This is a genomic window from Micromonospora sp. CA-246542 (genome assembly GCF_050942905.1).
Taxonomy (GTDB): domain Bacteria; phylum Actinomycetota; class Actinomycetes; order Mycobacteriales; family Micromonosporaceae; genus Micromonospora.
The window spans coordinates 1,583,826-1,607,955 of sequence record NZ_CP192040.1 but is presented as its reverse complement, the minus strand read 5'-3'; the positions used below and the strand labels follow the sequence as shown (position 1 = coordinate 1,607,955).

The window sequence follows — 24,130 nt, the reverse complement described above, 5'->3', positions numbered from 1 at the left end:
CGTGCACTCCGGTGGTCGCCGACCCGACGGCACGGGGGCGGACGCGGCGCACCGACGGGGGCGCACACGTGTCCTGAGCACTCAGAAGACCGGCAATCCGTCGATGCTCGCGGCGTTCTTGGTGGCGCGATAGGTCACCAGATCATCGGCCGTACGACGGGAGTGTGAGGTGAGTAACAGGTCGCGTTCCGCGCGGTAGTCCATCAGCGGCACCGCATAGCCGCAGGAGTCGCTGACCCGCTGCACGTCGACGGTGATGACGGCCCGGACGGCGTGCACGTCCGGTGGAGCGGGAAACTCGGCGAGACGGTCGGCGAAGCCCGCCTCGGTCACCGCAACGGTGTGGCCCCTGCCGTGTAGGCGCACGATCTTCGGCGGCCCGTCGAAGGCGCAGAACATCAGCGTGATGCGGCCGTTGTCCCGCAGGTGGGCGATGGTCTCCGCCCCGCTGCCGTGATAGTCGAGGTAGGCCACCCGGTGCGGGCCGAGGACCACGAAGGTGCCCGTCATGCCCTTCGGTGAGACATTGACATGCCCCTCGGAACCGGACGGCGCGGTAGCCACGAAGAAGACCTGCTGGGCCGCGATGAACTCCCGCAGACGACCGTCGATCTCCGGATAGACCTTGCCCATGCGCTGATCCTCCCATCGCTCGGCCCGCGCGGCGGGGGCGACCTGCGTCACAGCACCGGTGACTCCGCCACGCGTACCCCCTCGTCCTGATCACCCACCGGCGGGCCGGACCCCCGGGCGGCCCGGACCAGCGCGGTGATCGGGAGCGGGTCCGGCTCGTTCTCCGGATGCCACTGCACGCCCAGCACGAACGCGCGGTCCGGATCCTCCACCGCCTCGATCACGCCGTCGGCCGCCCAGCCGGTCACCGTGAGCCGGCCCGGGGTGGCGACCGCCTGATGGTGGTACGAGTTGACCTGCTCGACCCCGGCCAGGGTCCGCGCCGCGAGGCTGCCCGGCGCGAAGCGCACCGGGTGGGCGCCGTAGACGCCCGGCGCCGGCCGGTGCGCCTCGGAGCCGAGCACGTCCGGCAGGTGCTGGTGCAGGGTGCCGCCGTAGGCGACGGCGAGCAGCTGCATCCCCCGGCAGACCCCGAGCACGGGCAGGTCGGCGGCGAGGGCAGCCGCCAGCAGCGTCAGCTCACCGGCGTCCCGGTCCGGCCGGTCCTCGGTCCGCGGGTGCGGCTGTTGGCCGTACCGCCCCGGGCCCACGTCGGCGCCCCCGGCCAGCAGCAACCCGTCGAGGACCGCCAGCACGTCGGCGTCGGCGTCGTCCGGGGGCAGCACCACCGCCCGGCCACCGGCGGCGGTCACCGCCCGCACGTACGCCTCGGGCACCAGGACCGCCCGCACACCACGCCAGACGGCCCAGTCGACGGGCTCGGCGTACGCGCTGATCCCGATCAGGGGCCTCTTCATAGGGGGGTGACGTACGCGCCGGTGATCCCGCCGTCGACGACGAACTGCGCGGCGGTCATGAACGAGGCGTCGTCGCTGGCCAGGAAGGCCACCGCGGCGGCGATCTCCTCCGGCTGCCCGAAGCGACCCATCGGCACGTGCACCAGCCGGCGGGCGGCCCGCTCCGGATCGGCGGCGAACAGCTCCAGCAGCAGCGGGGTGGCCACCGGTCCGGGGCAGAGCGCGTTGACCCGGATGCCCTCGCGGGCGAACTGCACACCCAGCTCGCGGGTCATCGCCAACACCCCGCCCTTGCTCGCGGTGTACGCGATCTGCGACGTCGCCGCCCCCATCAAGGCCACGAAGGAGGCCGTGTTGATGATCGACCCCTTGCCCTGCCGCCGCATGTGCGGGATCGCGTACTTGCAGCACAGGTAGACGCTCGTGGTGTTGACCCGCAGCACCCGCTCCCAGGCGTCCAGGCCGGTGTCCAGGATGGAGTCGTCGTCCGGCGGGGAGATGCCGGCGTTGTTGAACGCGATGTCGACCCGGCCGTGCCGCTCGGCCACCCCGTCGAACAGGTCACGTACCGCCGCCTCGTCGGCGACGTCGGTGCGGACGAACTCGCCGCCGCACTCCTGGGCGGCCTTCTCGCCGGCCTCCGTGTCGATGTCGACACAGACCACCCGCGCCCCCTCGGCGGCGAACCGCCGGACGGTGGCCAACCCGATCCCGCTGCCCGCTCCGGTGACCACGGCCACCCGGTCCTGCAACCGACCCTGCACTGGCCTCACTCCTTCGTCGCGATGAACACGTTCTTGACGTCGGTGAAGGAGTGCAGCGCGTCCGGGCCCAGCTCACGGCCGAGTCCGGAGCGCTTCATCCCGCCGAACGGGGTCCAGTAGCGCACCGAGGAGTGCGAGTTGACGCTGAGGTTGCCCGAGTCGACGGCACGGGCCATCCGCAGCGCGCGCCCGACGTCGCGGGTCCAGATCGAGCCGGAGAGGCCGTACTCGGTGTCGTTGGCGAGCCGCACCGCGTCGGCCTCGTCGTCGAACGGCAGCACCGAGACCACCGGCCCGAAGATCTCCTCCCGCCAGTGCCGGTCGGCCGGTGAGTCGGCCAGCAGCACGGTGGGCGCGTGCCAGAAGCCGGGACCGTCCGGGCACGAGCCGGCGAAGGCGATCTTCGCGCCGGTCAGGTAACCGGCGACGCGGTCCCGTTGAGCGGCGGAGATCAGCGGGCCCATCTCGGCGGTGTCGCGGGACGGGTCCTCGACCCGGACGGCGCGTACCGCTGGTTCGAGCAGTTCCAGGAACCGGTCGTACACCGGTCGTTGGACCAGGATCCGCGACCGTGCGCAGCAGTCCTGGCCGGCGTTGTCGAAGACCGCGCCGGGCGCGGTCGCGGCGGCGGTCTCCAGGTCGGCGTCGGCGAACACGATGTTGGCGCTCTTGCCGCCCAACTCCAGGGTGAGCCGCTTCACCTGGGCGGCGCACCCGGCCATGATGCGCGTGCCGACCTCGGTGGAGCCGGTGAAGCAGATCTTGCGAACGGCCGGGTGGCTGACGAACCGCTCCCCCACCACCGCGCCCTCGCCCGGCAGCACGGTGAACACGTCCTCGGGCAGGCCGGCCTCGCGGGCCAGTTCGGCCAGGCGCAGCGCGGTGAGCGGGGTCAGCTCGGCGGGTTTGAGCACCACCGTGTTGCCGGCGGCGAGGGCCGGGGCGAACCCCCAGGCGGCGATCGGCATCGGGAAGTTCCACGGCACGATCACGCCGACGACGCCGAGCGGTTCGTGGAAGGTGACGTCGAGGCCGCCGGGTACGGGGATCTGCCGGCCGGTCAACCGCTCCGGCGCACCGGCGTAGTAGTCGAGCACGTCGCGGACGTTGCCGGCCTCCCAGCGGGCGTTGCCGATGGTGTGCCCGGAGTTGCGCACCTCCAACAGGGCCAGCTCGTCCAGGTGCGCGTCGACGGCGGCGGCGAACCGCCGCAACAGCCGCCCCCGATCCCCCGCCGCAACCTCCCGCCAAGCCGCAAAGGCCTTCGCCGCCCGCGAAATGGCGACATCCACCTCTTCGAGGGACGCCCCAGGAATGTCCCGAAACCCCACCCCGGAAGCCGGATCAACAACCACGCTCACGCCCGCACCGCCCCCTCGCCCCATCCGCGCGATCTTGCACTTTCTGTGCCGACATAAGCCGTGAGTTGCCCCAAACCAACGACAGAAAGTGCAAGATCGCGGCGGAGGACGGCCCGAGGGCTAGAGGCGTTCGAAGCCACGGGTCAGCTCCCAGTCCGTTACCGCCGCGTCGAAGGCCTTCAGCTCCACCTTTGCCTGATTGGCGTAGTGGGCCACCACCTCGTCGCCGAACGCCTCGCGGGCCACGTCGGACGCCTCCCACAGGGTCAGGGCGTCGCGCAACGTGGTGGGGACGCGCTCGGCGTCCGGGTCGTCGTACGCGTTGCCGGTGCACTCCGCGCCCAGCTCCAGCCCCTGCTCGATGCCGTGCAGCGCGCCCGCCACCAGCCCGGCGATCGCCAGGTACGGGTTGACGTCGGCCCCGGGCACCCGGTTCTCCACCCGCATGCCCTGCCCGTGCCCGACCACCCGCAGCGCGCAGGTGCGGTTGTCGACACCCCAGCGAAGCGCCGTCGGGGCGAACGAGCCCGGCTGGTAGCGCTTGTAGGAGTTGATGTTCGGGGCGAAGAGCAGGCTGAACTCCCGCATGGTGGCGAGCAGCCCGGCGAGCACCCGCTGCCCGGTCTCGCTGAGGTGCGCCGGCCCGTCACCGAGCATGGCCGACGCGCCGGACGCGTCCCGGAGCGAGAAGTGGATGTGGCAGGAGTTGCCCTCCCGCTCGTTCGGCTTGGCCATGAAGGTGATCGACATGCCCTCCTGGGCGGCGATCTCCTTCGCGCCGTTCTTGTAGATGACGTGGTGGTCGGCGCAGGCCACCGCCTCGTCGTACCGGAAGGCGATCTCGTGTTGGCCGAGGTTGCACTCGCCCTTCGCGCTCTCCGGGGTGAGCCCGGCACCGGCCATCTCGGTGCGGATCCGACGCAGCAGCGGCTCCACCCGGGCGGTGCCGAGCAGGGAGTAGTCCACGTTGTACTGGTTCGCCGGGGTGAGATCGCGGTAGCCGCGCCGCCAGGCGTCCTCGTACGAGTCGCGGAACAGCACGAACTCCAGCTCGGTGCCGGCGTACGCGGTCAGCCCGTGCTCGGCCAGCCGGTCCAGTTGCTTGCGCAGGATCTGCCGGGGCGAGGCGACCACGTCACCGGAGCCGTCCAGCCAGGCGAGGTCGGCCAGCAGCATCGCCGAGCCGGGCTGCCAGGGCACCCGGCGCAGGGTGGCGAAGTCCGGCACCATGGCGAAATCGCCGTAGCCGCGCTCCCAGCTCGACATCGCGTACCCGTCGACGGTGTTCATGTCGACGTCCACCGCCAGCAGGTAGTTGCAGCCCTCGCTGCCACCCTCGACGACCTGGTCGAGGAAGAAGGGCGCGTGGAACCGCTTGCCCTGCAACCGGCCCTGCATGTCGACCAGGGCCAGCACCACCGTGTCGATCTCGCCATCGTCGACGGCGACCCGCAGTTGTTCCAGCGTGAGCGGCGCTTTCCTCATGAGCGGGCCTCCATCACCAAGGTCTACTGGCAAACCGGATCACCGTCAATGCCCCCGATCACCGCCGCGGATGCAAGGAAGGGCCCCTTGTTATCGGATTTTGTTGAACAAGGGGCCCTTCCTTACACCGCAGGGTGGTTCAGGAGCCTTCGGCGGGCGTACGCGCGGACCGCTCCTCGACGGTACGGACCGGACCGGTGAACCACTTCCGGGCCGAGGCGTACCACCAGACGGCCACCACCAGCAGCACCCCACCGACGGCCAGCGGCGCGTAATTCACCGCCGACCAGGTGAACTCCTCGTTGCCGGGCACCCCGGCGGGCACGATCGGCAGCACGAAGTACACGGCGATGATCGCGATCTCGATCACCGCGATCCAGCCGAGCAGCTTGTACTTGCGGCCGAGCGTCCACGGCCCGGGGACGAACCGGTCGCCCATCCGCAGCCGCAGCGCGATCGGGATGAGGAAGGACAGGTAGAGCCCGAGCACCGCGACGGAGACCACCGCGTAGAAGGCGATCGGGATGCCGGCCGAGCTCTCGTAGAGCGCCGGCAGGGTGAGCACCAGCCCGGCGATCGTGGCGCCGATGATCGCGTTGACCGGGGTGCCGTTGCGGTCGACCTTCGACCAGAGCCGCCAGCCCGGCACGGCCCGGTCACGGCTGAACGCGTACGCCATGCGACTCATCGACGTCACGCAGCTCATGCCACAGAAGAACTGCCCGATGGTGGAGATGATGATGACGATCTTGAAGAAGACCGGGGTCAGCGCGGACTCGAAGATGGCGCCGGAGAAACCGCCGGCGGCGTTGACCGCATCGACGTCGGTGGCCGCGAACAGGAAGGCCAGCAGCAGGATCCAGCCACCGACCGCCGAGTAGAAGATCGACTGCCAGAGCCCCTTGGCGGCGGCCTGGGACGCGCCCCGGGTCTCCTCGGACACGTGCGCGCAGGCGTCGAAGCCCGTGATCGTGTACTGGGTGAGCAGGAAGCCCAGCGGCAGCACGTAGAACCAGAACGTCAGGCCGCCGGTGTCACCGTCACCGAAGCCCGAGTTGTTGAACCGCTCGGTGAACACGAACTGGAAGCTCTGGTGGTTGTCCGGGACGAACACCAGGATGGCCACCACGACGGCCGCGCCGGCCACGTGCCACCAGACCGAGACGTTCTGGAGTACGTCGATGATCCGGTGCCCGTAGATGTTGATCAGGCCGTGCAGCGCCAGGATGATCACGAACAGGACGAACGCCTGCCGCAGCGTCCCGGCCCACCCGTCGAAGAGCGCCGACAGGGTGAGGTTGAGGAAGGTCGCGCAGCCGTAGTCGACCGACGCGGTGACGGCGACCAGGCCGATGAGGTTCAACCAGCCGGTGAACCACCCGTGCACCGGACGACCCATGGTCGCCGCCCACCAGTAGATGCCGCCGGCCGTCGGGTACGCCGACACCAGCTCGGCCATGCAGAAGCCGATGATCAGGATGAACAGTGAGATCAGCGGCCAGCCCCAGGAGATGGCGACCGGTCCGCCGTTGTTCCACGCCTGGCCGAAGGTGGTGAAGCAGCCGGCCAGGATAGAGATGATCGAGAACGAGATGGCGAAGTTGGAGAAGCCGCTCCACTTGCGGCGCAGTTCCTGCTTGTAGCCGAGTTCGGCGAGTCGCCGGGCGTCGTCGTCCATCGGTTGCTCTGCGGTCGGAACGGGCGTCGTGGCCACTGCGCACCTCCCTGAGGTGGTTCCGTCAACGAGTGCGCAAAGTGTCGTCCCGCCGATCAAGGAGGGTCAATACAGCGGGGGTGGGAATCTCACCGCCTTCCCGCTAATTGCGTTGCCACCGCGTCCTCCACACCCGCATCCTTGACCCCGTGACCAGGCCCGTTCGCGACGGGTCATCCCCGGGCGCTCGGAACGCCCGGCCGCGGCGGCGCGGGGCACGATCTCTCTCTCACGTACGGCGGTCCGCCGTACCCGACGAGTGCCCCGCGCCCCACCCATCACGACGAGCGCAGGTCAGTCGGTCAGATCGACCACCAGACCCGGGCGGGCCACACCGACCCGACCGCGGTACGCCTGCTGCGCCGCGGCGACCGCCGCGACCGGGTCCGTTCCGGGCCAGAGGTGGGTCAGCAGGACCGCCCTGGACCGCGCCGCACTGGCGTAGCGGCCCACCTCGGCGGCGCTCGACAGGAAGCCGACATGCCCTTCGGGGATCTCGTCGACGTACGTCGCCTCGGCGATCAGCAGGTCGGCGTCGCGGGCCACCTCGACCAACAGCGGGCTCGGCCCGGTGTCCCCGGTGTACGCCACCGTCGTGCCCGCCACCGAGAAGCGGGCGCCCGCGGTCGGCACCCAGTGCGGCAGCGACCACGTGCGCACGGCGAACGGACCGACGTCGAAGGCGTCGCCGGGGGTGAACCCGTGCAGGTGGTACGCCGCGTCGAGGAGGCCGGGCTCGTCGAGCGCGAGCAGGGGGCCGAGGCTGCCGGTGGGCGCGTACACCGGCAGAGCTGGCACGGACCGGTCGGACAGCACCCTGGCCCGCAGCAACGGCTGCAGGTCCGCGCAATGGTCGGGATGGCCGTGGCTGACGTACACCGCGTCGACCGCCGAGGCCGGCAGCCGGGCCAGCAGCGGTTGCAGGGTCGCGTAGCCGGGGTCGATCAACAGCCGGAAACCCCGGTGCTCGACCAGAAAGCCCGCGCACGCCTGGTCGGCCGATGGCCAGGCACCACGACCGCCGAGCACCACGACGTGCATGGGCCGACCCTAGCCGCAGTCGGTGACACCGCACCGGCCCGAAGGCCCAACGGCCGTGATGCCTGTGCGTCATCTTGATGACGCACAGGCATCACGCTTCTCACGGCAGGTCCGCCCCGACGCCGCCGCGACACCGCCGACGACGTCGGCACGGACGGCGGCACGGACGGCGGCGGATCACGCCAGCAGGAGGCCGCCGACCCAGAGGGCGCCGATGGTCAGGCCGGCCAGGAACTCCACCAGCATGGACAGGCCGACCGCCTTGAGGGCCTGCACGGTGGACGGCCAGGCGAGCCGGTTGCTGCCCAGCCGCAGCCGCTCGGCGGCCCACACCCCCAGGACGAAGCCCAGCAGCAGGCCGACCACGGGGATCACGAAGAACCCCACCAGCCCGAGCGCGCCCCCGGCCAGCAGGGACGACGTCGGTACACCGGTGCGCTTCAGGTTCCGCCCCGGCCAGAGATACTTCACGATCATGCCGCCGACTGCGACGAGCGTGGCGGCGGCGAACACCGCCCAACCCGCGAGGCCGGCCCCGCCGAAGATCGCCCACACCAGCACCCCGCCCCAGCACAGCGGCAGCGCCGGCAGGCCGGGCACCACCACACCCGCCAGCCCGGCCACGATGGCCAGTGCGGCCACCACGGTCACCACCGTCTGCGAGTCGTTCAGGCTCACGCCGTCGCCTTCCGTCGGCACCACGCGGACCGGACCGGCCCGCCGCTCACGCCGTCGCCGTCCGTCGCCGGCCAGCCCGCGCGCCTCACGCCGTAGCCTGCCGGAGCCGGGCCGTGATGTCCTGCGCGGGCACCGGCGCGCCGAAGTACCGCCCCTGCCCGGTGTCGCAGCGCAGGGCCCGTAGCCGCTCCGCCTGCACGCCGGTCTCCACCGCCTCGGCCGTGACCCACAGCTCCAACGCGTGCGCCAACCTGACCAACGCGTCGACGATCCGCTCGTCGCGGTGGTCCGCCGCCTCGTCCGTACCGTCGGCGCGGATGCCCTCGACGAACGGGCCGGCCAGCTTCAGACAGTGGATCGGCAGCCGCCGCAGGTACGCGAGGTTGGAGTAGCCGGTGCCGAAGTCGTCGACCGCGAGTCGGACGCCCAGCGCCGCGAGCCGGTGCAGGCTGCGCAGCGGCTCGCCCGCGCTGCCCATGACGGCGCTCTCGGTCAGTTCCAGTTGTAGCAGCTCTGCCGGCAGACCGCTGGTGGCGAGCGCGTCGGCCACCGTCGCGACGATCGCCGGGTCGTCGGCCTGCCGGGCGGCCAGGTTGACGCTGACCACGACCCGCGCCTCGGGGAACTCCCGCCACCACCGTTCGGCGTCACGGCAGGCCTGCCGCAGCACCCACTCGCCGAGCCGGACGATCAGACCGGTCTCCTCGGCGAGGCCGATGAAGTGATCCGGACCGATGAGACCCAGCTCCGGGTGCTCCCAGCGGACCAGCGCCTCCACGGCGAGCATCGTGCCCTCCAGCAGCGACACGATCGGCTGGTAGTGCAGCACGAACTCACCCCGGTCCAGCGCGGCGGGCAGTCCGGCGACCAGCGCCGAGCGGGCGAGGTCACGGGCGCTGCGCTCCGGGTCGTACACCGCCCACCGACCCCGCCCGGCCGCCTTGGCCCAGTAGAGCGTCGTGTCGGCGGCTTTCATCAGCTCCGAGGCGGTGGTCTCCGCGGCCGGGCAGTCCACGATCCCGACGCTGGCCGAGACCGCCAACTGCTGGTCGCCGACGTGTACGGGCGCGGCGACGGCGGCCAGCGCGGCCTCCGCCACGGCCACGGCCTCCTCGACGGCACCACCGCCGTCGACCAGGATGACGAACTCGTCGCCGCCCATCCGGGCGACCAGGTGACCCCGGTCGGCCACACACTCGGCGAGCCGCCGGCCGATCGTCACCAACAGCCGGTCGCCGAGGTCGTGGCCGAGGCTGTCGTTGATGGTCTTGAAGCCGTCCAGGTCGAGGAAGCACACCCCGACCCGTTGGCCGGGGGCGGCGGTGTCGAAGACCCGGCCCAACGTCTCGAAGAACAACGTCCGGTTGGGAAGCCCGGTGAGCGGATCGTGCAGCGCCTGGAAGCGCAGCCGCTGTTGGAGCTCGTACCGCTCGGTGATGTCCTCGATCATCGCGACGGTGAACCGTGGCCGGCCGTCGTCGTACCGGATCAGGGACACGGCCAGATCCGTCCACACGACGCTGCCGTCCTTGCGGTAGTAGCGCTTCTGGACCCGGGCCGAGTCCTGCTTGCCCTCGATCAGCTCCTGGTACAGCTCCCACATGCCGGCGGCGTCGTCGGCGTGGAACAGCGCCGCCACGTTGATCCGGCGCAGCTCCTCGATCGAGTAGCCGAGCATCTCGGCGAAGGCCGTGTTGACGTCGATGATCTGCCCGTCCACCCCGGCGATGCCGATACCGATCGCGGCCCCGGTGAAGACCGCCCGGAACCGCGCTTCGCTGTCGCGCAACGCCTGCTCGACCTCGTCCCGCGCCTGCCACGCCGAACGGGCGATGCGCTCCTGCTGTGCGAAGGTGCGGTCGCGCAGGGCACGGGCGAACCCAGCCGCCAACGCGCCCTGCGCCGCCGCGATCCGGTCGCCCAGATCGGCGGGTCGACCGTCGGCCAGCACCCGGGCGGGGAAGTCGTCACCGAGCGCGCGCAGCGACCACTCCAACGCCCGGGGCTCGGTCAGGTGCGCCTCCACCAGGGCCCGCCCCACCTCCTCGGCGGGACGGGCGCTGAACGGCTCGGCTCGCACGATCTCCGCCAGCCGGACGGTGTGCAGCAGCAGCAGCCGCTCGGTCTCGGCCGCGCTGAGCGGCACGAAACCGATGCGGCGTACGACACGGGCCCAGTCAGCGGCGTACGCCTCGACACCGGTCCGGCCGACGTCGACCCCGGTGGGGTCCGGGACGGCGGCCACGGGGTCAGCCGGCGGGCTGGTCGTACCGGGCGACGCCGCCGAAGGCGCCGAACCGCTCGGGGTGCTCGTCGACGTCCTCCGGCGAGTCGGGGCGCCACAGTGGCATGTGCACGACACCCGGTTCGAGCACCGTCCAGTCGCCGAAGAAGCCGGTGACCTGCGCGCGGGAGCGCAGGGTGATCTCGGTGTCGGTCCGGGAGGAGAGGCGCTGGGCGTCCAGCATCTCCTGCGGCTGGTCCTCGAAGGTGGAGTGCGAGACGACCAGGAAGCTACCCGGCGCGGCGGCGGCCCGCAGGGTAGCCAGGATCTCGTCGGGACGGTCGGCGTCCGGAACGAAGTGCACCACCCCGGCCAGCAGGATGCCCATGGGTCGGTCAAAATCGATCAACCCGAGCCGTCGGGTCTCGGCGAGGATGCGCTCCGGCTCGCGCAGGTCGGCGTGGATCACCCCGGTCAGGTCGTTGCCCGCGAGCAGTTCCCGGCTGTGCGCCACCGCCACCGGGTCGATGTCGACGTAGACGACGCGGGCCTTGGGGTTCGCCGCCTGGGCCACCTCGTGCACGTTGCCCACGGTCGGGATGCCGGAGCCGATGTCGAGGAACTGGTCGACACCGGCGTCGAGCAGCACCCGGACGGCCCGGCGCAGGAAGTCGCGGCCGGAGCGCATGGTGGCCGCGAGGTTCGGGGTCATGCTCGCGATCTGCTCGGCCAACTGCCGGTCGATCTCGAAGTTGTGCGCCCCGCCCAGGAAGTAGTCGTACACCCGGGCCGCGCTCGGCCTGGTCAGGTCAATCTCGGTCGGCAGTGCGTCCGGCATCGGTGTGCCCCCCAGTTCGTCGCCGCAGCGCGAGGCGGCACCGGCGTCGACGGGCGTACGCGGCCGCCGGCCGACCCCGCGGGTCGTGTGGTGTGGACCACTCTAGGCCGCCGGTCACCGCGTACGGGAGATGCCTTCACGTAACTTTCCGCACTCAAACGGCGGATTCCAGCAGCAGCGAGATGCCCTGCCCGACACCGATGCACATGGTGGCGAGAGCCCGGCGGCCGCCTCGGCGGCGCAGTTCCAGGGCGGCGGTCAACGCAAGGCGCGCACCGCTGGCGCCCAGCGGGTGGCCGAGCGCGATCGCGCCTCCGTTGGGGTTCACGTGCTCGGCGTCGACGGGCAGTCCCAGCTCGCGCAGCACCGCCACGGACTGCGCGGCGAACGCCTCGTTCAGCTCGACGACGTCCACCGTAGCGAGGTCGACGCCGTTCCGTTCGAGCAGCTTGCGGGTGGCCGGCACCGGGCCGATCCCCATGATCCGGGGCGGCACGCCGGCCGTCGCCGCGCTGACGACGCGGGCCAGCGGAGTGAGGCCGTACCGCCGTACCGCGGCCTCGCTGGCCACCAGCAGAGCGACCGCGCCGTCGTTGACACCCGACGAGTTGCCGGCGGTCACCGTGCCGCCGTCGCGGAACGGCGTGGGCAGCGCGGCCAGCTTCTCCAGCGACGTCTCGCGCGGGTGCTCGTCGACCTCGACCAGTCGGGTCTCCCGACGGCCGGCGGGAACGGACACCGGGACGATCTCCTCGGCGAACCGGCCGTCGGCCTGCGCCTTGGCGGCGCGCTGCTGCGAGCGGTACGCGAAGGCGTCCTGCTCGGCGCGGTCGACGCCGTACTCGGCGGCCACGTTCTCCGCCGTCTCGGGCATCGAGTCGATCCCCCAGCCGTCGCGCATCAGCGGGTTGACCAGCCGCCAGCCCAGGGTGGTGTCGTACATCTCGGCGGAGCGGGAGTACGCCGAGGTCGCCTTCGGTACGACGAAGGGTGCCCGGCTCATGCTCTCCACCCCGCCCGCGATCACCAGCTCGGCGTCCCCCGCCGCGATGGAGCGGGCGGCGGTGGCGAGGGCGTCCAGACCGGAGCCGCAGAGCCGGTTGACCGTGCTGCCCGGCACCTCTTCGGGCAGCCCGGCGAGCAGCGCCGCCATCCGGGCCACGTTGCGGTTGTCCTCGCCGGCCTGGTTGGCGCAGCCGAGCACGACGTCGTCGACGCGGGCCCAGTCCACCGACGGGTGCCGGGCGACCAGCTCACGGATCACGTGGGCGGCCAGGTCGTCGGGGCGGACGCCGGCCAGCGCGCCCGCGTACCGGCCGATCGGGGTACGGACACCGGCCACCAGGTATGCCACGGTCATCGCGAGTCCTTCAGGGGTGCAGACGGCGGGGGTGGGGCACGCCCACCGGATCGCGGGGGCTGCCGGCCGCCAGGATATCCACGCCGGCAACGGATAGGTTGACGGCATGGCCCGGGCCCAGTTCAGCGCAGAGACCAGCCGTGGCGGCGCGTTCGTCCGTCAGCCCAACCGGTTCACCGGTCGGGTCACCGCCGACTCGACCTCGCCTCCCGGCGGCGGTCCGGACGAGCAGGACCGCTGGCCGTTGGAGGCCGGCCGGTACCGGCTCGTATGGTGCCGTGCGTGCCCGTGGGCGCACCGGGCGAGGATCGTGCGTGGCCTGCTCGGGCTGGACGACGCGATCTCGCTGGGCACCGTGGACCCGATCCGGGACGAGCGGGGTTGGGCGTTCGCGCTCGACCCGGACGGCTTCGACCCGGTCCTCGGCGTCCGTTTCCTCTCCGAGGCGTACCTGGCCACCGACGAGGACTACACCGGCCGGGTGACCGTGCCGGCGCTCGTCGACACCCTGACCGGCCGGGTGGTCACCAACGACTACCCCCAGCTCACCCTCGACTTCTCCACCGAGTGGCGGTCACTGCACGCCCCCGACGCCCCGGATCTGTACCCGGTCGCGCTGCGCCCCGAGATGGACGCGCTCATGGCCGAGATCCACACCGACATCAACAACGGCGTCTACCGGTGCGGCTTCGCGACCTCGCAGGAGGCGTACGACGAGGCGTTCCGGGCGCTCTTCGCCCGGCTGGACGTGCTCTCCGAGCGGCTGGCCGGGCAGCGCTACCTGATGGGGGACGCGATCACCGAGGCGGACGTGCGGCTGTTCACCACGCTGGTCCGCTTCGACGCGGCGTACCACGGGCACTTCAAGTGCAACCGGAACAAGCTGACCGAGATGCCGGTGCTCTGGGCGTACGCCCGGGACCTGTTCCAGACGCCGGGTTTCGGCGAGACGGTGGACTTCGACCACATCAAGCGGCACTACTACGGCACCCACCGGGAGATCAACCCGACCGGCATCGTGCCGTTGGGTCCCGACGAGTCCGGCTGGACGACGCCGCACGGACGTGGCTGAGCCGGGTCGGGCCGGCACCGCCACGACGCCTCCCGGCCACGGGGGCCTGGCCCGCCGGGTCGCCGGGTCGGCCGCCGCCGGCTGCGCGGTGGCCGGGGCGGTCGCGGTGACGGTCGCGGTGGTCGCCGGTCCCGGTCCGGGCTTCACCGGGTACGTGAGCGAGGCCGGTATCGCCGGCAGCGCGCACGCCGTGACGTACCGGATCGGGGTTCTGGCTCTTGCCGGCGCGTTGCTGCTGATCGCCGCGGCGCTGCCGCCCGGGGTCCGGGTCGCGCCGGCGCTGCTCGCCAGCGGCGCGGTGCTCACGGCGGTCTCCGGGGCGGTGACCTGCTCCGCCGGATGCCCGCTACCGCCGTTCGAGCGGACCACGGTCGCCGACCTGGTGCACGGCGGCGCGAGCATCGCGGCGACGGCGGCGGTGGTCCTCGCCATGGTGGCGTTGGCCGTGTCCGGGCCGGCCGGACCGGTGGTACGCCGTCTGGCGGCGGTGACGGCGGCGCTCGCCCTGCCGCTGTGCGCCACGATCGGCCTGGCCATGCTCGTGGTCGGCCGGGGCTCGCTGGTCGGCGTGGCGGAGCGGGTGGTTCTCGCGTTGGCCGTGCTGTGGGGCGTGGCCACCGGCACGGCCCTGGCCCTGACTTACCGGCAGCGAAGTCTGTAAGGAGCGTCACGCGCATCACACCTTGCAGATCGAACTTATCGGCGTATCGTCGACCAACGATGACCAATGTCTGGGGCCTCACCGTCCGCCTGTATGTCGATCTCCGACTGCAGGCCAGCGGCGTCTGTCCGGCGTAGCCGTCCTCCACACGCCTACCCCGACCAGACCACCTCACTTGGACATCCCATGCCCTTCGGCCTGCGCAAAATTCCCTTCTCCGTGCAGATCCTGCTCGGCCTCGTACTCGGCGTGGCACTCGGCTTCCTGGCCCGCGCCAACGACGTGAGCTGGCTGACCAGCACCCTGCACACCGTCGGCTCCCTCTTCGTCCAGCTCCTCAAGCTGGCCGTACCGCCGCTGGTCTTCACCGCCATCGTGGTCAGCGTGGTCAGCCTGCGCGGCGTGGCCAACGCCGCCCGGCTCGCCCTCAAGACCCTCATGTGGTTCGGCATCACCGCGCTGGTCTCGGTGAGCATCGGCATCGGCCTCGGCCTGCTCGTCGACCCGGGCCGGGGCGTGACCCTCGACCTGGGCGGCGCGGCCGCACCGAAGAAGACCGGCTCGTGGACGGACTTCCTCACCGGCATCGTGCCCACCAACCCGGTCGGCGCGTTCGTCGAGGGCAACGTCCTGCAGATCGTCTTCCTCGCCGTCGTCATCGGCGCGGCGGCCCTGCTCGTCGGCGATGCCGCCGAGCCGTTCGTGGCGCTGAACCGCTCGCTGCTGGAGATCGTGCAGAAGGCCCTCTGGTGGGTCATCCGGCTCGCCCCGATCGGCACGCTCGGCCTGATCGGCAACGCCGTCGCCTCGTACGGCTGGGACCTGCTGGCTCCGCTGGCGAAGTTCACGACCGCCGTCTACGTCGGCTGCGCCATCGTGCTGTTCGTGGTCTACCCGCTGGTGCTGATCCTCGCCGGCCGACTCAACCCGGTGCGCTTCTTCGCCGGCGCCTGGCCCGCGATCGAGCTGGCCTTCGTGTCCCGCTCCTCGGTGGGCACCATGCCGGTGACCCAGCGCTCCGTCGAGCGCCTCGGCGTGCCCCGCGAGTACGCCTCGTTCGCCGTGCCGTTCGGCGCCACCACGAAGATGGACGGCTGCGCCGCGATCTACCCGGCCCTCGCCGCGATCTTCGTGGCCCAGGTGTTCGGCGTGCAGCTCGGCCTCACCGACTACCTGCTCATCGCCTTCGTCTCGGTGGTCGGCTCGGCGGCCACCGCCGGCCTGACCGGCGCGATCGTGATGCTCACCCTCACCCTGAGCACGCTGGGCCTGCCGCTGGCCGGGGCCGGCCTGCTGCTCGCCATCGACCCGATCCTGGACATGATGCGCACCGCCACCAACGTGGCCGGGCAGGCGCTGGTGCCGACCGTCGTCGCCGCCCGGGAGGGCACCCTCGACCGGGCCGCGTACGACTCGGCCGGCCGACGTGACCTCACCGGGCCGGAGACCGTGGCCGCCGACACCCGCCCGGAGCTGAACCCCGTACCCGCCTGACCCGTTCTTCCACGGCGACGGACCCCTCGACACCGGGGTCCGTCGCCGTACCGAGAGGATGAGCACATGAGTTCCCTGTTCACACCGCTGGCCCTGCGCGGGGTCACCCTGCCCAACCGCGTCGCCATGGCACCCATGTGCCAGTACTCCGCCGGCCCGGACGGCCTGCCCACCGACTGGCACCTCGTCCACCTCGGCACCCGCGCGATCGGCGGGGCCGGACTGGTGCTGACCGAGGCGACCGCCGTACTCCCCGAGGGTCGGATCTCCCCGCAGGACACCGGGCTGTGGTCCGGCGCGCACGTGGACGCCTGGCGGCCGGTGACCGCGTTCGTCGCCGCGCACGGCGCGGTGCCGGCGGTTCAGCTCGCACACGCCGGCTTCAAGGCCTCCACCTACCGACCGTGGGACGCGGGCAACGGCGGGGTGCCGGACGCCGAGGGCGGTTGGACGCCGGTCGCCCCGAGCGCCGAGCCGTTCAGCCCCACCTACCGGACGCCGACCACGCTCGACGCGGCGGGCATCGCGGGCGTCATCGACGCGTTCGCCGCCGCCGCCGAGCGGGCCCTCGCCGCCGGCTTCGCCGCCGTGGAGGTCCACGCCGCGCACGGGTACCTGCTCAACGAGTTCCTGTCGCCGCTGACCAACCACCGCACCGACTCCTACGGCGGTGACCGGGCCGGCCGGATGCGGCTCACCCTGGAGGTCGCCCGCGCGGTACGCGCCACCGTCGGCGAGAGCGTGCCGGTGCTCACCCGGATCTCCGCGACCGACTGGGTCGAGGGCGGCTGGACCGTCGAGGACAGCGTGGTGCTCGCCGGGGAGCTGGCCGCCGTCGGCGTCGACCTGGTCGACACCTCCTCCGGGGGCGTCAGCACCGAGCAGCGCATCCCGCAGCTCGGGCCCGGCTACCAGGTGCCGCTGGCCGCCCAGATCCGCCGCGAGGCCGGCGTACCCACCGGCGCGGTCGGCCTGATCGTCGAGCCGGAGCACGCCGAGCAGATCGTCGCCAGCGGCGAGGCCGACCTGGTGCTGCTCGGCCGGGAGCTGCTGCGCGACCCGTACTGGCCGCGCCGCGCCGCCGCCAAGCTCGGCGTCGCGTACAGCGGCCCCGCCCAGTACGCCCGCGCCTGATCCGAACGTGGTACGGGCGGCTGTCGATCCGGACAGCCGCCCGTACGCGCGCTCAGCCGGCGAGGTGCGACCAGTCGCCCTCCAGCTCGAGCCAGGTGCCCTGGGCCACCACCGTGCCCTCCCCCAACACCACCACGTGGTCGGCCCGGACCAACGCGGCACGCTTGGCGGTGGATCCCACCACGGTCACGCCGTGCGCCCGCAGCGCCTGCCACAGCGCCAGCTCCGTCGTGACGTCCAGCGCCGACGACACGTCGTCCGCGACCAGCAGTTCGGTACGCGGCGCCAGCGCCCGGGCCAGCGCCAGCCGCTGAAGCTGCCCACCGGAGAGCCGGGTGCCCTTGTGCCCGATGAGCAGGCCCAGCCCACCCCCGGCGGCGGCCAGGTCGTGGTCGAGCTGGGCCGTGCTGACGGCGTCCGCCGCGTCCACCTGGTGGCCGAGCGCGATGTTCTCGACCACCGTGCCGGACAGCACCCGGGGTAGCTGACCGACGTAACCGACCTGGTTCGGGCGTAGGAACAGCTCGGGCTCGGTGACCGTGTCACCGTTCCACCGCAGCTCGCCGGTGTGGTGCACGATGCCGGCCAGCGCTCGCAGCAGCGAGGACTTGCCCGCTCCGACCGGCCCGACGACCAGCACCAACTGTCCGCGCTGGACCGTCAGGTCCACATCGCGCACGGCGACCGTGCCGTCGGAGTGCACCACCGAGAAGCCGCGCAGCTCCAACCGGCGCAGTGGGCGGCGGGGCGGCGGCGTCGGCGCGGGCGCCGTGCCGCCGGCCAGGTCGACCGCCGGAACCCCCATCGAGTACGCCCCCACGCCCGTCATCGCCACCGTCCGCCGGGTCCACACCCGCGCCGACGGCAGTTGGGAGATCAACGACGCGGTGGTCCAGGCGAACCACCGGGCCGCGCCCAGCGTGGAGACGGCCACCAGCACCGTGCCGGCCGACAGTTCGCCGCCCAGGTAGAGAGCCCACGCGCCGATCGGCAGCAGCCCGCTGACCACCGCCGGCGTCGAGCGGGACCACACCTGCACGGCGATCTCCCGGCGTTGCCGGTCACTGCGCAGCACGTCCAGGTCGGACAGGTGACGCAGCACCGCCGACGTCGCGCCGGCGAGCTTGACCGTCCGCGCCGCGGACAGCGCGGAGACCAGCGCGGTGGCGAAGGCAGCCCGCGCCGCGACGGTCGCCCGCGCCGCGCGCTCCAGCTTCGGCCCGAACAACGTCGCGGCCAGGCCGGAGACCACCATCGTGCCGAGGAAGAACAGCCCCGGTACGACGCTGCCGGTAACCGCCGTCATGGCCACCACCAGCACCACCGCCACGGTCTGGTCCAGCACGTTGTCGGCGAGCTGCACCACCCGCTCGGTGTCGCCACCCTGGGCCACCACCTCCGCCGGGCTGTGCGAGCTGACCCGGCGAGGGCCGGTCTGGCCGTGCACCAGCCGCAGGCCGATCCGTAGCATCTGCCGCACCCACCAGTGCGGGAACCACACGTGCGTGTAGAACGGCAGCGGCAGGGTGACCAGCAGCCCGGCCACGATGCCCAACGCCGGCAGGTACGGACTGCCGGAGCCGTCGACCAGGTCGGCCCACAGCCACGGCAGCAGCGGACCGTCCAGCCCGAGCAGGCTGAGCCCGAGGAACAGGGCGATCGCGGCGGCTCCGTACCGGGGATCGTTGGTGCAGAGCCGGATGATCTCCCGGAAGGTCCGCGCCGGCGGCGTCGGCGGCAACGGCGGCGGGTCGGTACGCGACGCCGGCACCGACCCGGCCCCCGCCACCGCCGCATCAACCGAGCCAGCGGTGTCCCGACCGGCGGTGTTCGGGCCGGCCGTGTCCCGACCGTCCAGCAGGTCGGTGCCCGCCGTGTTCGGGTCGGCCAGCAGGTCGGTGTCGGCGGTGCTCGGGCCGGTCAGCAGGTCGGTGCCGCCGCCGGTGCGGGACGCCGACGCCCCGCCGGCGTAGACGGCGGCGTGACTGGTCGCCAGCAACTCGGCGAACCGCGTCGACGTCTCCAACGGACCGGCCTCGACCACCGCGCCGTCGGCCAGCACCACCACCTCGTCGCAGCGGCGCACCGAGGAGAGCCGGTGCGCGATCACGATGCCGATCCGGTCGCGCAGCAGTCGCTCGGTGGCCCGCTGAACCCGCGCCTCGGTCACCGGGTCCAATCGGGCGGTGGCCTCGTCGAGGATCACCACGTGCGGGTCACGGACCAGGATCCGGGCGAACGCCACCAACTGCTCCTGGCCGGCGGAGAGCACGTGCCCGCCCTCCCCCAGCCGGGTCGCCAACCCGTCGGGCAGCTCGGCGATCCAGCCGGCCAGGCCCAGTTCGTCGAGCGCCCGCGCGGCGGCGTCCAGCAGGTCCGGGTCGTAGAGCGCGACGTTCTCGGCGAGCGTGCCGGCCACGATCTCGGTGCGCTGCGGCACCAGCGCCACCCAGCGGCGCAACTCCTCCACGTCGAGGTCGCACAGGTCGGTGCCGCCGAGGAAGACGGTGCCCGGCGGCACGTCCACGGCCCGGGTGAGAACCTTCGCCAGGGTCGACTTGCCCGACCCGGTACGCCCGATCAGGGCGTACGAGCGCCCCCGCGCGAAGGTGAGGCTGAGCCCGCGCAGGGCCGGACCCCGTCCAGCCTCCGGGCCGCTCACCTCGTACCCGAATGTCAGGTCCCGGATGCGCAGGTCACCCTCGACCGGGGTGGCCCCACCGACCGGTTCCTGCCGAACCTTCTGGAGCAACTGCACGCGGGCCCACGCGCCGAGGGCCTCCTGTAGTTCGGGCACCATCCGGCCGACGTGTTCTGCGGTGGCCCCGAACGCCAGGGCGAGCAGCCAGATGGCGGTGAGCCGGGCGGCGTCGACCCGGCCGGTGGCCAGGGCCCAGGCCCCGCCGAGCACCACCGCGCCGACGCCGACCCGGATCGTGGCGGTGGCGACGGTCGCCACCTTGGCGGAGAGCACCCAGACCCGATGGCCGCGGGACAGCACGGCGGCGGCCCGCCGGGCATAGAGCCGCAGCACGTACGGCTGGGCCAGGCTGGTCCGCACGTCGTCCTGGCCGTGCACCGCCTCCTCCATCACGGCGGCCAGATCGGACCAGGCCTCTTCCTCGATCATCCGGGCCGGACCGATCCGTGCCGTGGGCCGGCGCAGCCCCACCCCGAGCACCACGGTCAGCAGCAGCATCGCGATGCCGGCCGGCCACCACACGGCGAGCGCGACGACCATCGACAGCAGACCGACGCAGAGCCCCTGAGCGAGCCGCGAACCCTGGTTACGAACCGCCGACGCCACCTGGTAGACATCCCCGTCGATGCGGTCCAACAGCTCGCCCACCGGGGTGGTCTCAAGGCTCGGCAGATCCTGCCCGAGCGCGACCCGGCAGAGCCGCCGGCGGACGTCGGCGGACCAGTCGGCGGTCAGCCCGGCCATCACCAGGCTCACCACCAGGTCGCTGAGCACCACGGCGGCCAACGCGGCGGCGAGGACCGTGAAGGAAACGGCCGACCGGTGTACGAGCACCGCGCCGGCCAGCGCGGACGCGCCCGCCTGACCGGCGGCGCCCAGCACGATCAGGATGGCCACGAGCGTCATACGGCGTGGCGAGGTGTCCCACAGATCACGGAGCAGGCGCATGGAAAGTTCCTCCGGACGTGGGTGGCGGAACACCCAGCGTGCCGGCAGCTCCCCGGTCCCTTCAACCGATTTACCCGCCCCTGAGCAGGTCATCCCCCGATGCCCGGTGCGCCGACAACGGGGCGCGAGATCCGCGCGGCCCCGCATCGACATGATCGACTCGACATCGCCGATCTGGGGGTATCAACCGGCCCCGGACACCCCCACTTCGGCGTTCTCGTGTGGATCACCGCCTAGCCGCACCCACGACGACCACCACCAACTGCGTCGTTCAGGCGGTATGCCCGAATCATGAGCATGTGGGCAGTGGCCGGGTCTACCCACGGGCGGGGATCGTGGCGCACCGGCCGTCGTGGCCCTCGGACGATCGCCAGGAGCGTAGGCCACCGCCCGCCGCCCGTCGGGTCGGACCCCATCACTTCGCGTCCTTTGCTCTGCTTCAACCCAGGAAACACCCGGTGTCCGATTATCGGACGGCGGGGTGTTTCCTCGGCTGAAGCAGAGCAAAGGCGGGTCACCGCCCCCCCGGCCCCCCGGGGAATGACCCCGAGCCGCGGGTCGTTACACCCGGTCCCGGCGCGACGAGACCCGCTCACCGTGGATCGTCAGCCCCTGGGAATGGCCCCGGCCGGCAGGTCGTTACACACGGACCGGCCGCCACGAGCCCCCCGCCCCGCAGGCCGCCAAGCCCCCGGGAATGGCCGCGACCCCTGGGTCGTTACACCCGGTCCCGGCGCGACGGGCCCCGCCCTCCGCGGATCGTTAGCCCCTGGGAATGGCCCCGGCCGGCAGGTCGTTACACACGGACCGGCCGCCACGAGCCTCCCGCTCGCAGGCCGCCCCCCAAAGACTTTTGAGCGCCCGGACGAGGTGCTGACACCCCCGCCACCAATCCCCCGCAACGGGTGGTGTGTGGGTGTTTCCTACCCCCGAAGGAGCAACCCCTGATGAACACGATCTTCCGCAAGAGCATGCTGTCCATCGCTGGTCTCGCGTTCGCCGGTGGCGTCTTCGCCGGCCCCATCGCCGCCCACGCCGCCCCGGCCGTGGACGCCAAGCCCGCCACCGTCGCGGTGCAGACCACCGCGCCCAAGCCGCAGGGCGACCAGTCCCACATCGACCTGAACGACGAGCAGACCGCCAACGCCAAGGCCATCATCGCCGCCACCAAGAAGGCCGGCCTGCCCGAGCGGGCCGCGGTCATCTCCATCGCCACGAGCCTGCAGGAGTCCAAGCTGGAGAACCTGGGCCACCTCGGCGACATGAACGACCACGACTCGCTGGGTCTGTTCCAGCAGCGCCCGTCCAGCGGTTGGGGCACGCCCGAGCAGATCACCGACCCCGAGTACTCGACGACCGCGTTCCTCAAGGGCCTCAAGCAGGTTGACGGCTGGCAGGACATGCCGCTGACCGACGCCGCGCAGACCGTGCAGGTCTCGGCCTACCCGGACGCGTACGCCCAGTGGGAGCAGCAGGCCACCGACCTGGTCGCCCACAACTGGAACAGCTAAGAGATCACCGATGGCCGGCACCCGACAACGGGTGCCGGCCATCGCCGTACTCGCAGATCTTGGACAGTTTCCGTCAGCTCGGAACGGAAACTGTCCAAGATCTGCGGGCGCGAGCCGCTTAGAAGAGGACCGTGGCGAGCGTGCCGACGGGTTGGAAGCCGCAGCGTTCGTAGACTCGGCGGGCCGGGAGGTTGAAGTCGTTGACGTACAGGCTGACCGTGGGAGCGACCCGGGCCAGCGCGTCACGTACCACGGCGGCCATGGCGGCGGCGGCGATGCCACGGCCCCGCCATTCCGGGGCGACCCAGACGCCCTGGACCTGGGCGGTCCGCTTGGTCACGACGGCCAACTCCGCCTTGAACACGACCTTGCCGTCGACGAACCGGGCGTACGCGCGGCCGGCGCGGACCAAATCGTTGACCCGGCGTCGGTAGCTGCGTCCGGCGTCCTCGGCGAGCGGTGAGACGCCCACCTCTTCGGTGTACATGGCGACCGCCGCCGGAAAGAGTCGGTCGACCTCGCCGGAGCGGACGCGGCGTACCTCTGGATCGGCCGGAACGGCCGGCGTCGTGTCGGTGGCCAGCAGCGGCTGGTTGGGGCGGACGTCGCGGGCCGGGCCCCACGTGTGGGAGAGCCGGTCCCAGAGGGCGAGGACGGCGTCCGCGCGGCCAACGATCGAGGAGCAGAGCCGGTCTTCCCCGGCGAGCAGGTCGGCGAAGGCGGACACCGCGGCATCGCTGGCGAGCACCGGCGTCAGGTTGCCGCCGAGCCAGCAGAGTGATTCGAGGTTGCGGCGGGCACCGTACCCCAGGATCCGCCCCTCGGCCCGCCACCAGGACAGTCCGCGCGCGGCGATGCGCTCGGCGACCTGCGCGCCCGCGAACGGGTCGCGGTCGAGTAGGCGCTCGACCGCGCGGCGCTCCGATTCCCCCAGTTGCCGTACCGGCACCGTAAGCACGACTACCAGCCTGCCAGATCGACCCCTCGCCCCGCCGGCCGAGTGGCGAGGTGGACCGCAAAGGGCCGAATTGCCCAACGCGACTTGTCGGCGATGCATTGCCGATATATCGTTGATGCATCAGCGACAGTACGTAGAGAAGGAGAACCCGATGCGGTTCCATCGACAGCACCACCCGATGCACGAGGCCAGGATGCGGGGCTTCGGCTTCCCGCCGGTCCCGCCCGGCCCCCACGAGCACGGCCACGAGCACGGCGGGCGCGGACGAGGACGCGGGCACGGCCGCGGCAGGGGGCGACGCCCCAACGTCCGTGGCGCGGTGTTGGCCCTGCTCACCGAGCGGCCGATGCACGGCTACGAGATGATCCAGGAGATCGACTCCCGCACCGGCGGGGCCTGGCGGCCCAGCCCGGGTTCGATCTACCCCACGCTCCAACTCCTGGAGGACGAGGGCGTGATCGCCGCCAGCGCCGAGGAGTCCAGCGGCGGACGGAAGCGGTTCACCGTCACCGAGGACGGTCGGGCCGAGGCCACCGCCGCCGCGCAGACGCCGCCCTGGGCGGACGTCGCCCAGGACACCGTGAGCAGTTGGCACGACATCCGCGACTCCGGCGCGCAGGCGATGAACGCCCTGCGGCAGGTGATGATGAACGGCACCGACGACCAGCGTGAGCGGGCCGCCCAGGTCCTCGACGAGACCCGACGCAAGCTGTACGCGATCCTCGCCGAATCCGACTGAGCTGCGCCGGAACGAAA

Annotated in this window: 19 protein-coding genes; 6 read left to right on the top strand and 13 right to left on the bottom strand. The window is 72.1% G+C overall.

All coding sequences use genetic code 11. The features are described from left to right. Positions 1 to 81: 81 nt before the first annotated feature. The 11 genes from ACQP0N_RS07565 to pcaF form a co-directional block, all read right to left on the bottom strand. Positions 82 to 633 carry a pyridoxamine 5'-phosphate oxidase family protein gene (locus ACQP0N_RS07565; protein ID WP_355051628.1) on the bottom strand — a complete coding sequence of 184 codons (552 nt, stop codon included), beginning with the start codon at positions 631 to 633 and terminating at the stop codon, positions 82 to 84. A gap of 47 nt (positions 634 to 680) precedes the next feature. Further along, positions 681 to 1,430: a gamma-glutamyl-gamma-aminobutyrate hydrolase family protein gene (locus tag ACQP0N_RS07560; protein ID WP_433118697.1), complete on the bottom strand. Its 750-nt coding sequence runs from the start codon at positions 1,428 to 1,430 to the stop codon at positions 681 to 683. Next, on the bottom strand, positions 1,427 to 2,194 hold the full coding sequence (locus ACQP0N_RS07555) for a 3-oxoacyl-ACP reductase (RefSeq protein ID WP_433118695.1): 768 nt from the start codon (positions 2,192 to 2,194) through the stop codon (positions 1,427 to 1,429). Before ACQP0N_RS07555 ends, ACQP0N_RS07560 begins: the two co-directional genes overlap by 4 nt. Before the next feature lie 5 nt (positions 2,195 to 2,199). Further along, positions 2,200 to 3,579 (bottom strand): aldehyde dehydrogenase family protein, encoded by a 1,380-nt coding sequence (locus tag ACQP0N_RS07550; protein WP_433118693.1) that lies wholly within the window; start codon positions 3,577 to 3,579, stop codon positions 2,200 to 2,202. A 96-nt stretch (positions 3,580 to 3,675) separates the two neighbouring features. After that, on the bottom strand, positions 3,676 to 5,040 hold the full coding sequence (locus ACQP0N_RS07545) for a glutamine synthetase family protein (protein WP_433118691.1): 1,365 nt from the start codon (positions 5,038 to 5,040) through the stop codon (positions 3,676 to 3,678). A gap of 139 nt (positions 5,041 to 5,179) precedes the next feature. Further along, positions 5,180 to 6,718: an amino acid permease gene (locus tag ACQP0N_RS07540; RefSeq protein ID WP_433118689.1), complete on the bottom strand. Its 1,539-nt coding sequence runs from the start codon at positions 6,716 to 6,718 to the stop codon at positions 5,180 to 5,182. 330 nt (positions 6,719 to 7,048) lie between these two features. Then, positions 7,049 to 7,795 carry an MBL fold metallo-hydrolase gene (locus ACQP0N_RS07535; RefSeq protein WP_433118687.1) on the bottom strand — a complete coding sequence of 249 codons (747 nt, stop codon included), beginning with the start codon at positions 7,793 to 7,795 and terminating at the stop codon, positions 7,049 to 7,051. Between the two features lie 177 nt (positions 7,796 to 7,972). After that, complete coding sequence (locus ACQP0N_RS07530; protein WP_433118685.1) at positions 7,973 to 8,473, bottom strand: DUF456 domain-containing protein; 501 nt, start codon at positions 8,471 to 8,473, stop codon at positions 7,973 to 7,975. Between the two features lie 85 nt (positions 8,474 to 8,558). Continuing rightward, positions 8,559 to 10,718, bottom strand: a complete 2,160-nt coding sequence (locus tag ACQP0N_RS07525) for a putative bifunctional diguanylate cyclase/phosphodiesterase (RefSeq protein WP_433118683.1) — start codon at positions 10,716 to 10,718, stop codon at positions 8,559 to 8,561. A gap of 4 nt (positions 10,719 to 10,722) precedes the next feature. Beyond that, the gene (locus tag ACQP0N_RS07520) at positions 10,723 to 11,535 is read right to left on the bottom strand and encodes an SAM-dependent methyltransferase (protein WP_433118681.1); all 813 of its coding nucleotides are present in this window, start codon (positions 11,533 to 11,535) and stop codon (positions 10,723 to 10,725) included. 154 nt (positions 11,536 to 11,689) lie between these two features. After that, positions 11,690 to 12,895: a 3-oxoadipyl-CoA thiolase gene (pcaF, locus tag ACQP0N_RS07515; RefSeq protein WP_433118679.1), complete on the bottom strand. Its 1,206-nt coding sequence runs from the start codon at positions 12,893 to 12,895 to the stop codon at positions 11,690 to 11,692. A 106-nt stretch (positions 12,896 to 13,001) separates the two neighbouring features. On the opposite strand from pcaF, the gene ACQP0N_RS07510 reads away from it, so the two are divergent. The 4 genes from ACQP0N_RS07510 to ACQP0N_RS07495 all read left to right on the top strand — a co-directional run bounded on the left by ACQP0N_RS07510 (position 13,002) and on the right by ACQP0N_RS07495 (position 17,256). Further along, positions 13,002 to 13,967 carry a glutathione S-transferase family protein gene (locus tag ACQP0N_RS07510; protein ID WP_433118677.1) on the top strand — a complete coding sequence of 322 codons (966 nt, stop codon included), beginning with the start codon at positions 13,002 to 13,004 and terminating at the stop codon, positions 13,965 to 13,967. After that, on the top strand, positions 13,960 to 14,628 hold the full coding sequence (locus ACQP0N_RS07505) for a DUF998 domain-containing protein (RefSeq protein ID WP_433118675.1): 669 nt from the start codon (positions 13,960 to 13,962) through the stop codon (positions 14,626 to 14,628). The genes ACQP0N_RS07510 and ACQP0N_RS07505 overlap by 8 nt, the downstream gene beginning before the upstream one ends. 198 nt (positions 14,629 to 14,826) lie before the next feature. Continuing rightward, a complete protein-coding gene (locus ACQP0N_RS07500) occupies positions 14,827 to 16,122 on the top strand; it encodes a dicarboxylate/amino acid:cation symporter (protein ID WP_433121492.1) in 1,296 nt (431 codons plus the stop codon). Positions 16,123 to 16,188: 66 nt separating this feature from the next. Then, complete coding sequence (locus tag ACQP0N_RS07495) at positions 16,189 to 17,256, top strand: NADH:flavin oxidoreductase/NADH oxidase (RefSeq protein ID WP_433118673.1); 1,068 nt, start codon at positions 16,189 to 16,191, stop codon at positions 17,254 to 17,256. A gap of 52 nt (positions 17,257 to 17,308) precedes the next feature. Here ACQP0N_RS07495 and ACQP0N_RS07490 read toward each other — a convergent pair whose 3' ends face one another. Continuing rightward, positions 17,309 to 20,905: an ATP-binding cassette domain-containing protein gene (locus ACQP0N_RS07490; protein WP_433118671.1), complete on the bottom strand. Its 3,597-nt coding sequence runs from the start codon at positions 20,903 to 20,905 to the stop codon at positions 17,309 to 17,311. 947 nt (positions 20,906 to 21,852) lie between these two features. On the opposite strand from ACQP0N_RS07490, the gene ACQP0N_RS07485 reads away from it, so the two are divergent. Further along, positions 21,853 to 22,416, top strand: a complete 564-nt coding sequence (locus ACQP0N_RS07485) for a hypothetical protein (RefSeq protein ID WP_433118669.1) — start codon at positions 21,853 to 21,855, stop codon at positions 22,414 to 22,416. A 118-nt stretch (positions 22,417 to 22,534) separates the two neighbouring features. Here the strand turns inward: ACQP0N_RS07485 and ACQP0N_RS07480 are convergent, their stop codons facing one another. Next, entirely contained in the window at positions 22,535 to 23,374 is an 840-nt protein-coding gene (locus ACQP0N_RS07480; RefSeq protein ID WP_355051612.1) for a GNAT family N-acetyltransferase, read from the bottom strand. 151 nt (positions 23,375 to 23,525) lie between these two features. On the opposite strand from ACQP0N_RS07480, the gene ACQP0N_RS07475 reads away from it, so the two are divergent. Then, positions 23,526 to 24,113, top strand: coding sequence for a PadR family transcriptional regulator (locus ACQP0N_RS07475; protein ID WP_433118666.1), 588 nt, complete (start codon positions 23,526 to 23,528; stop codon positions 24,111 to 24,113). Positions 24,114 to 24,130 lie beyond the last annotated feature (17 nt).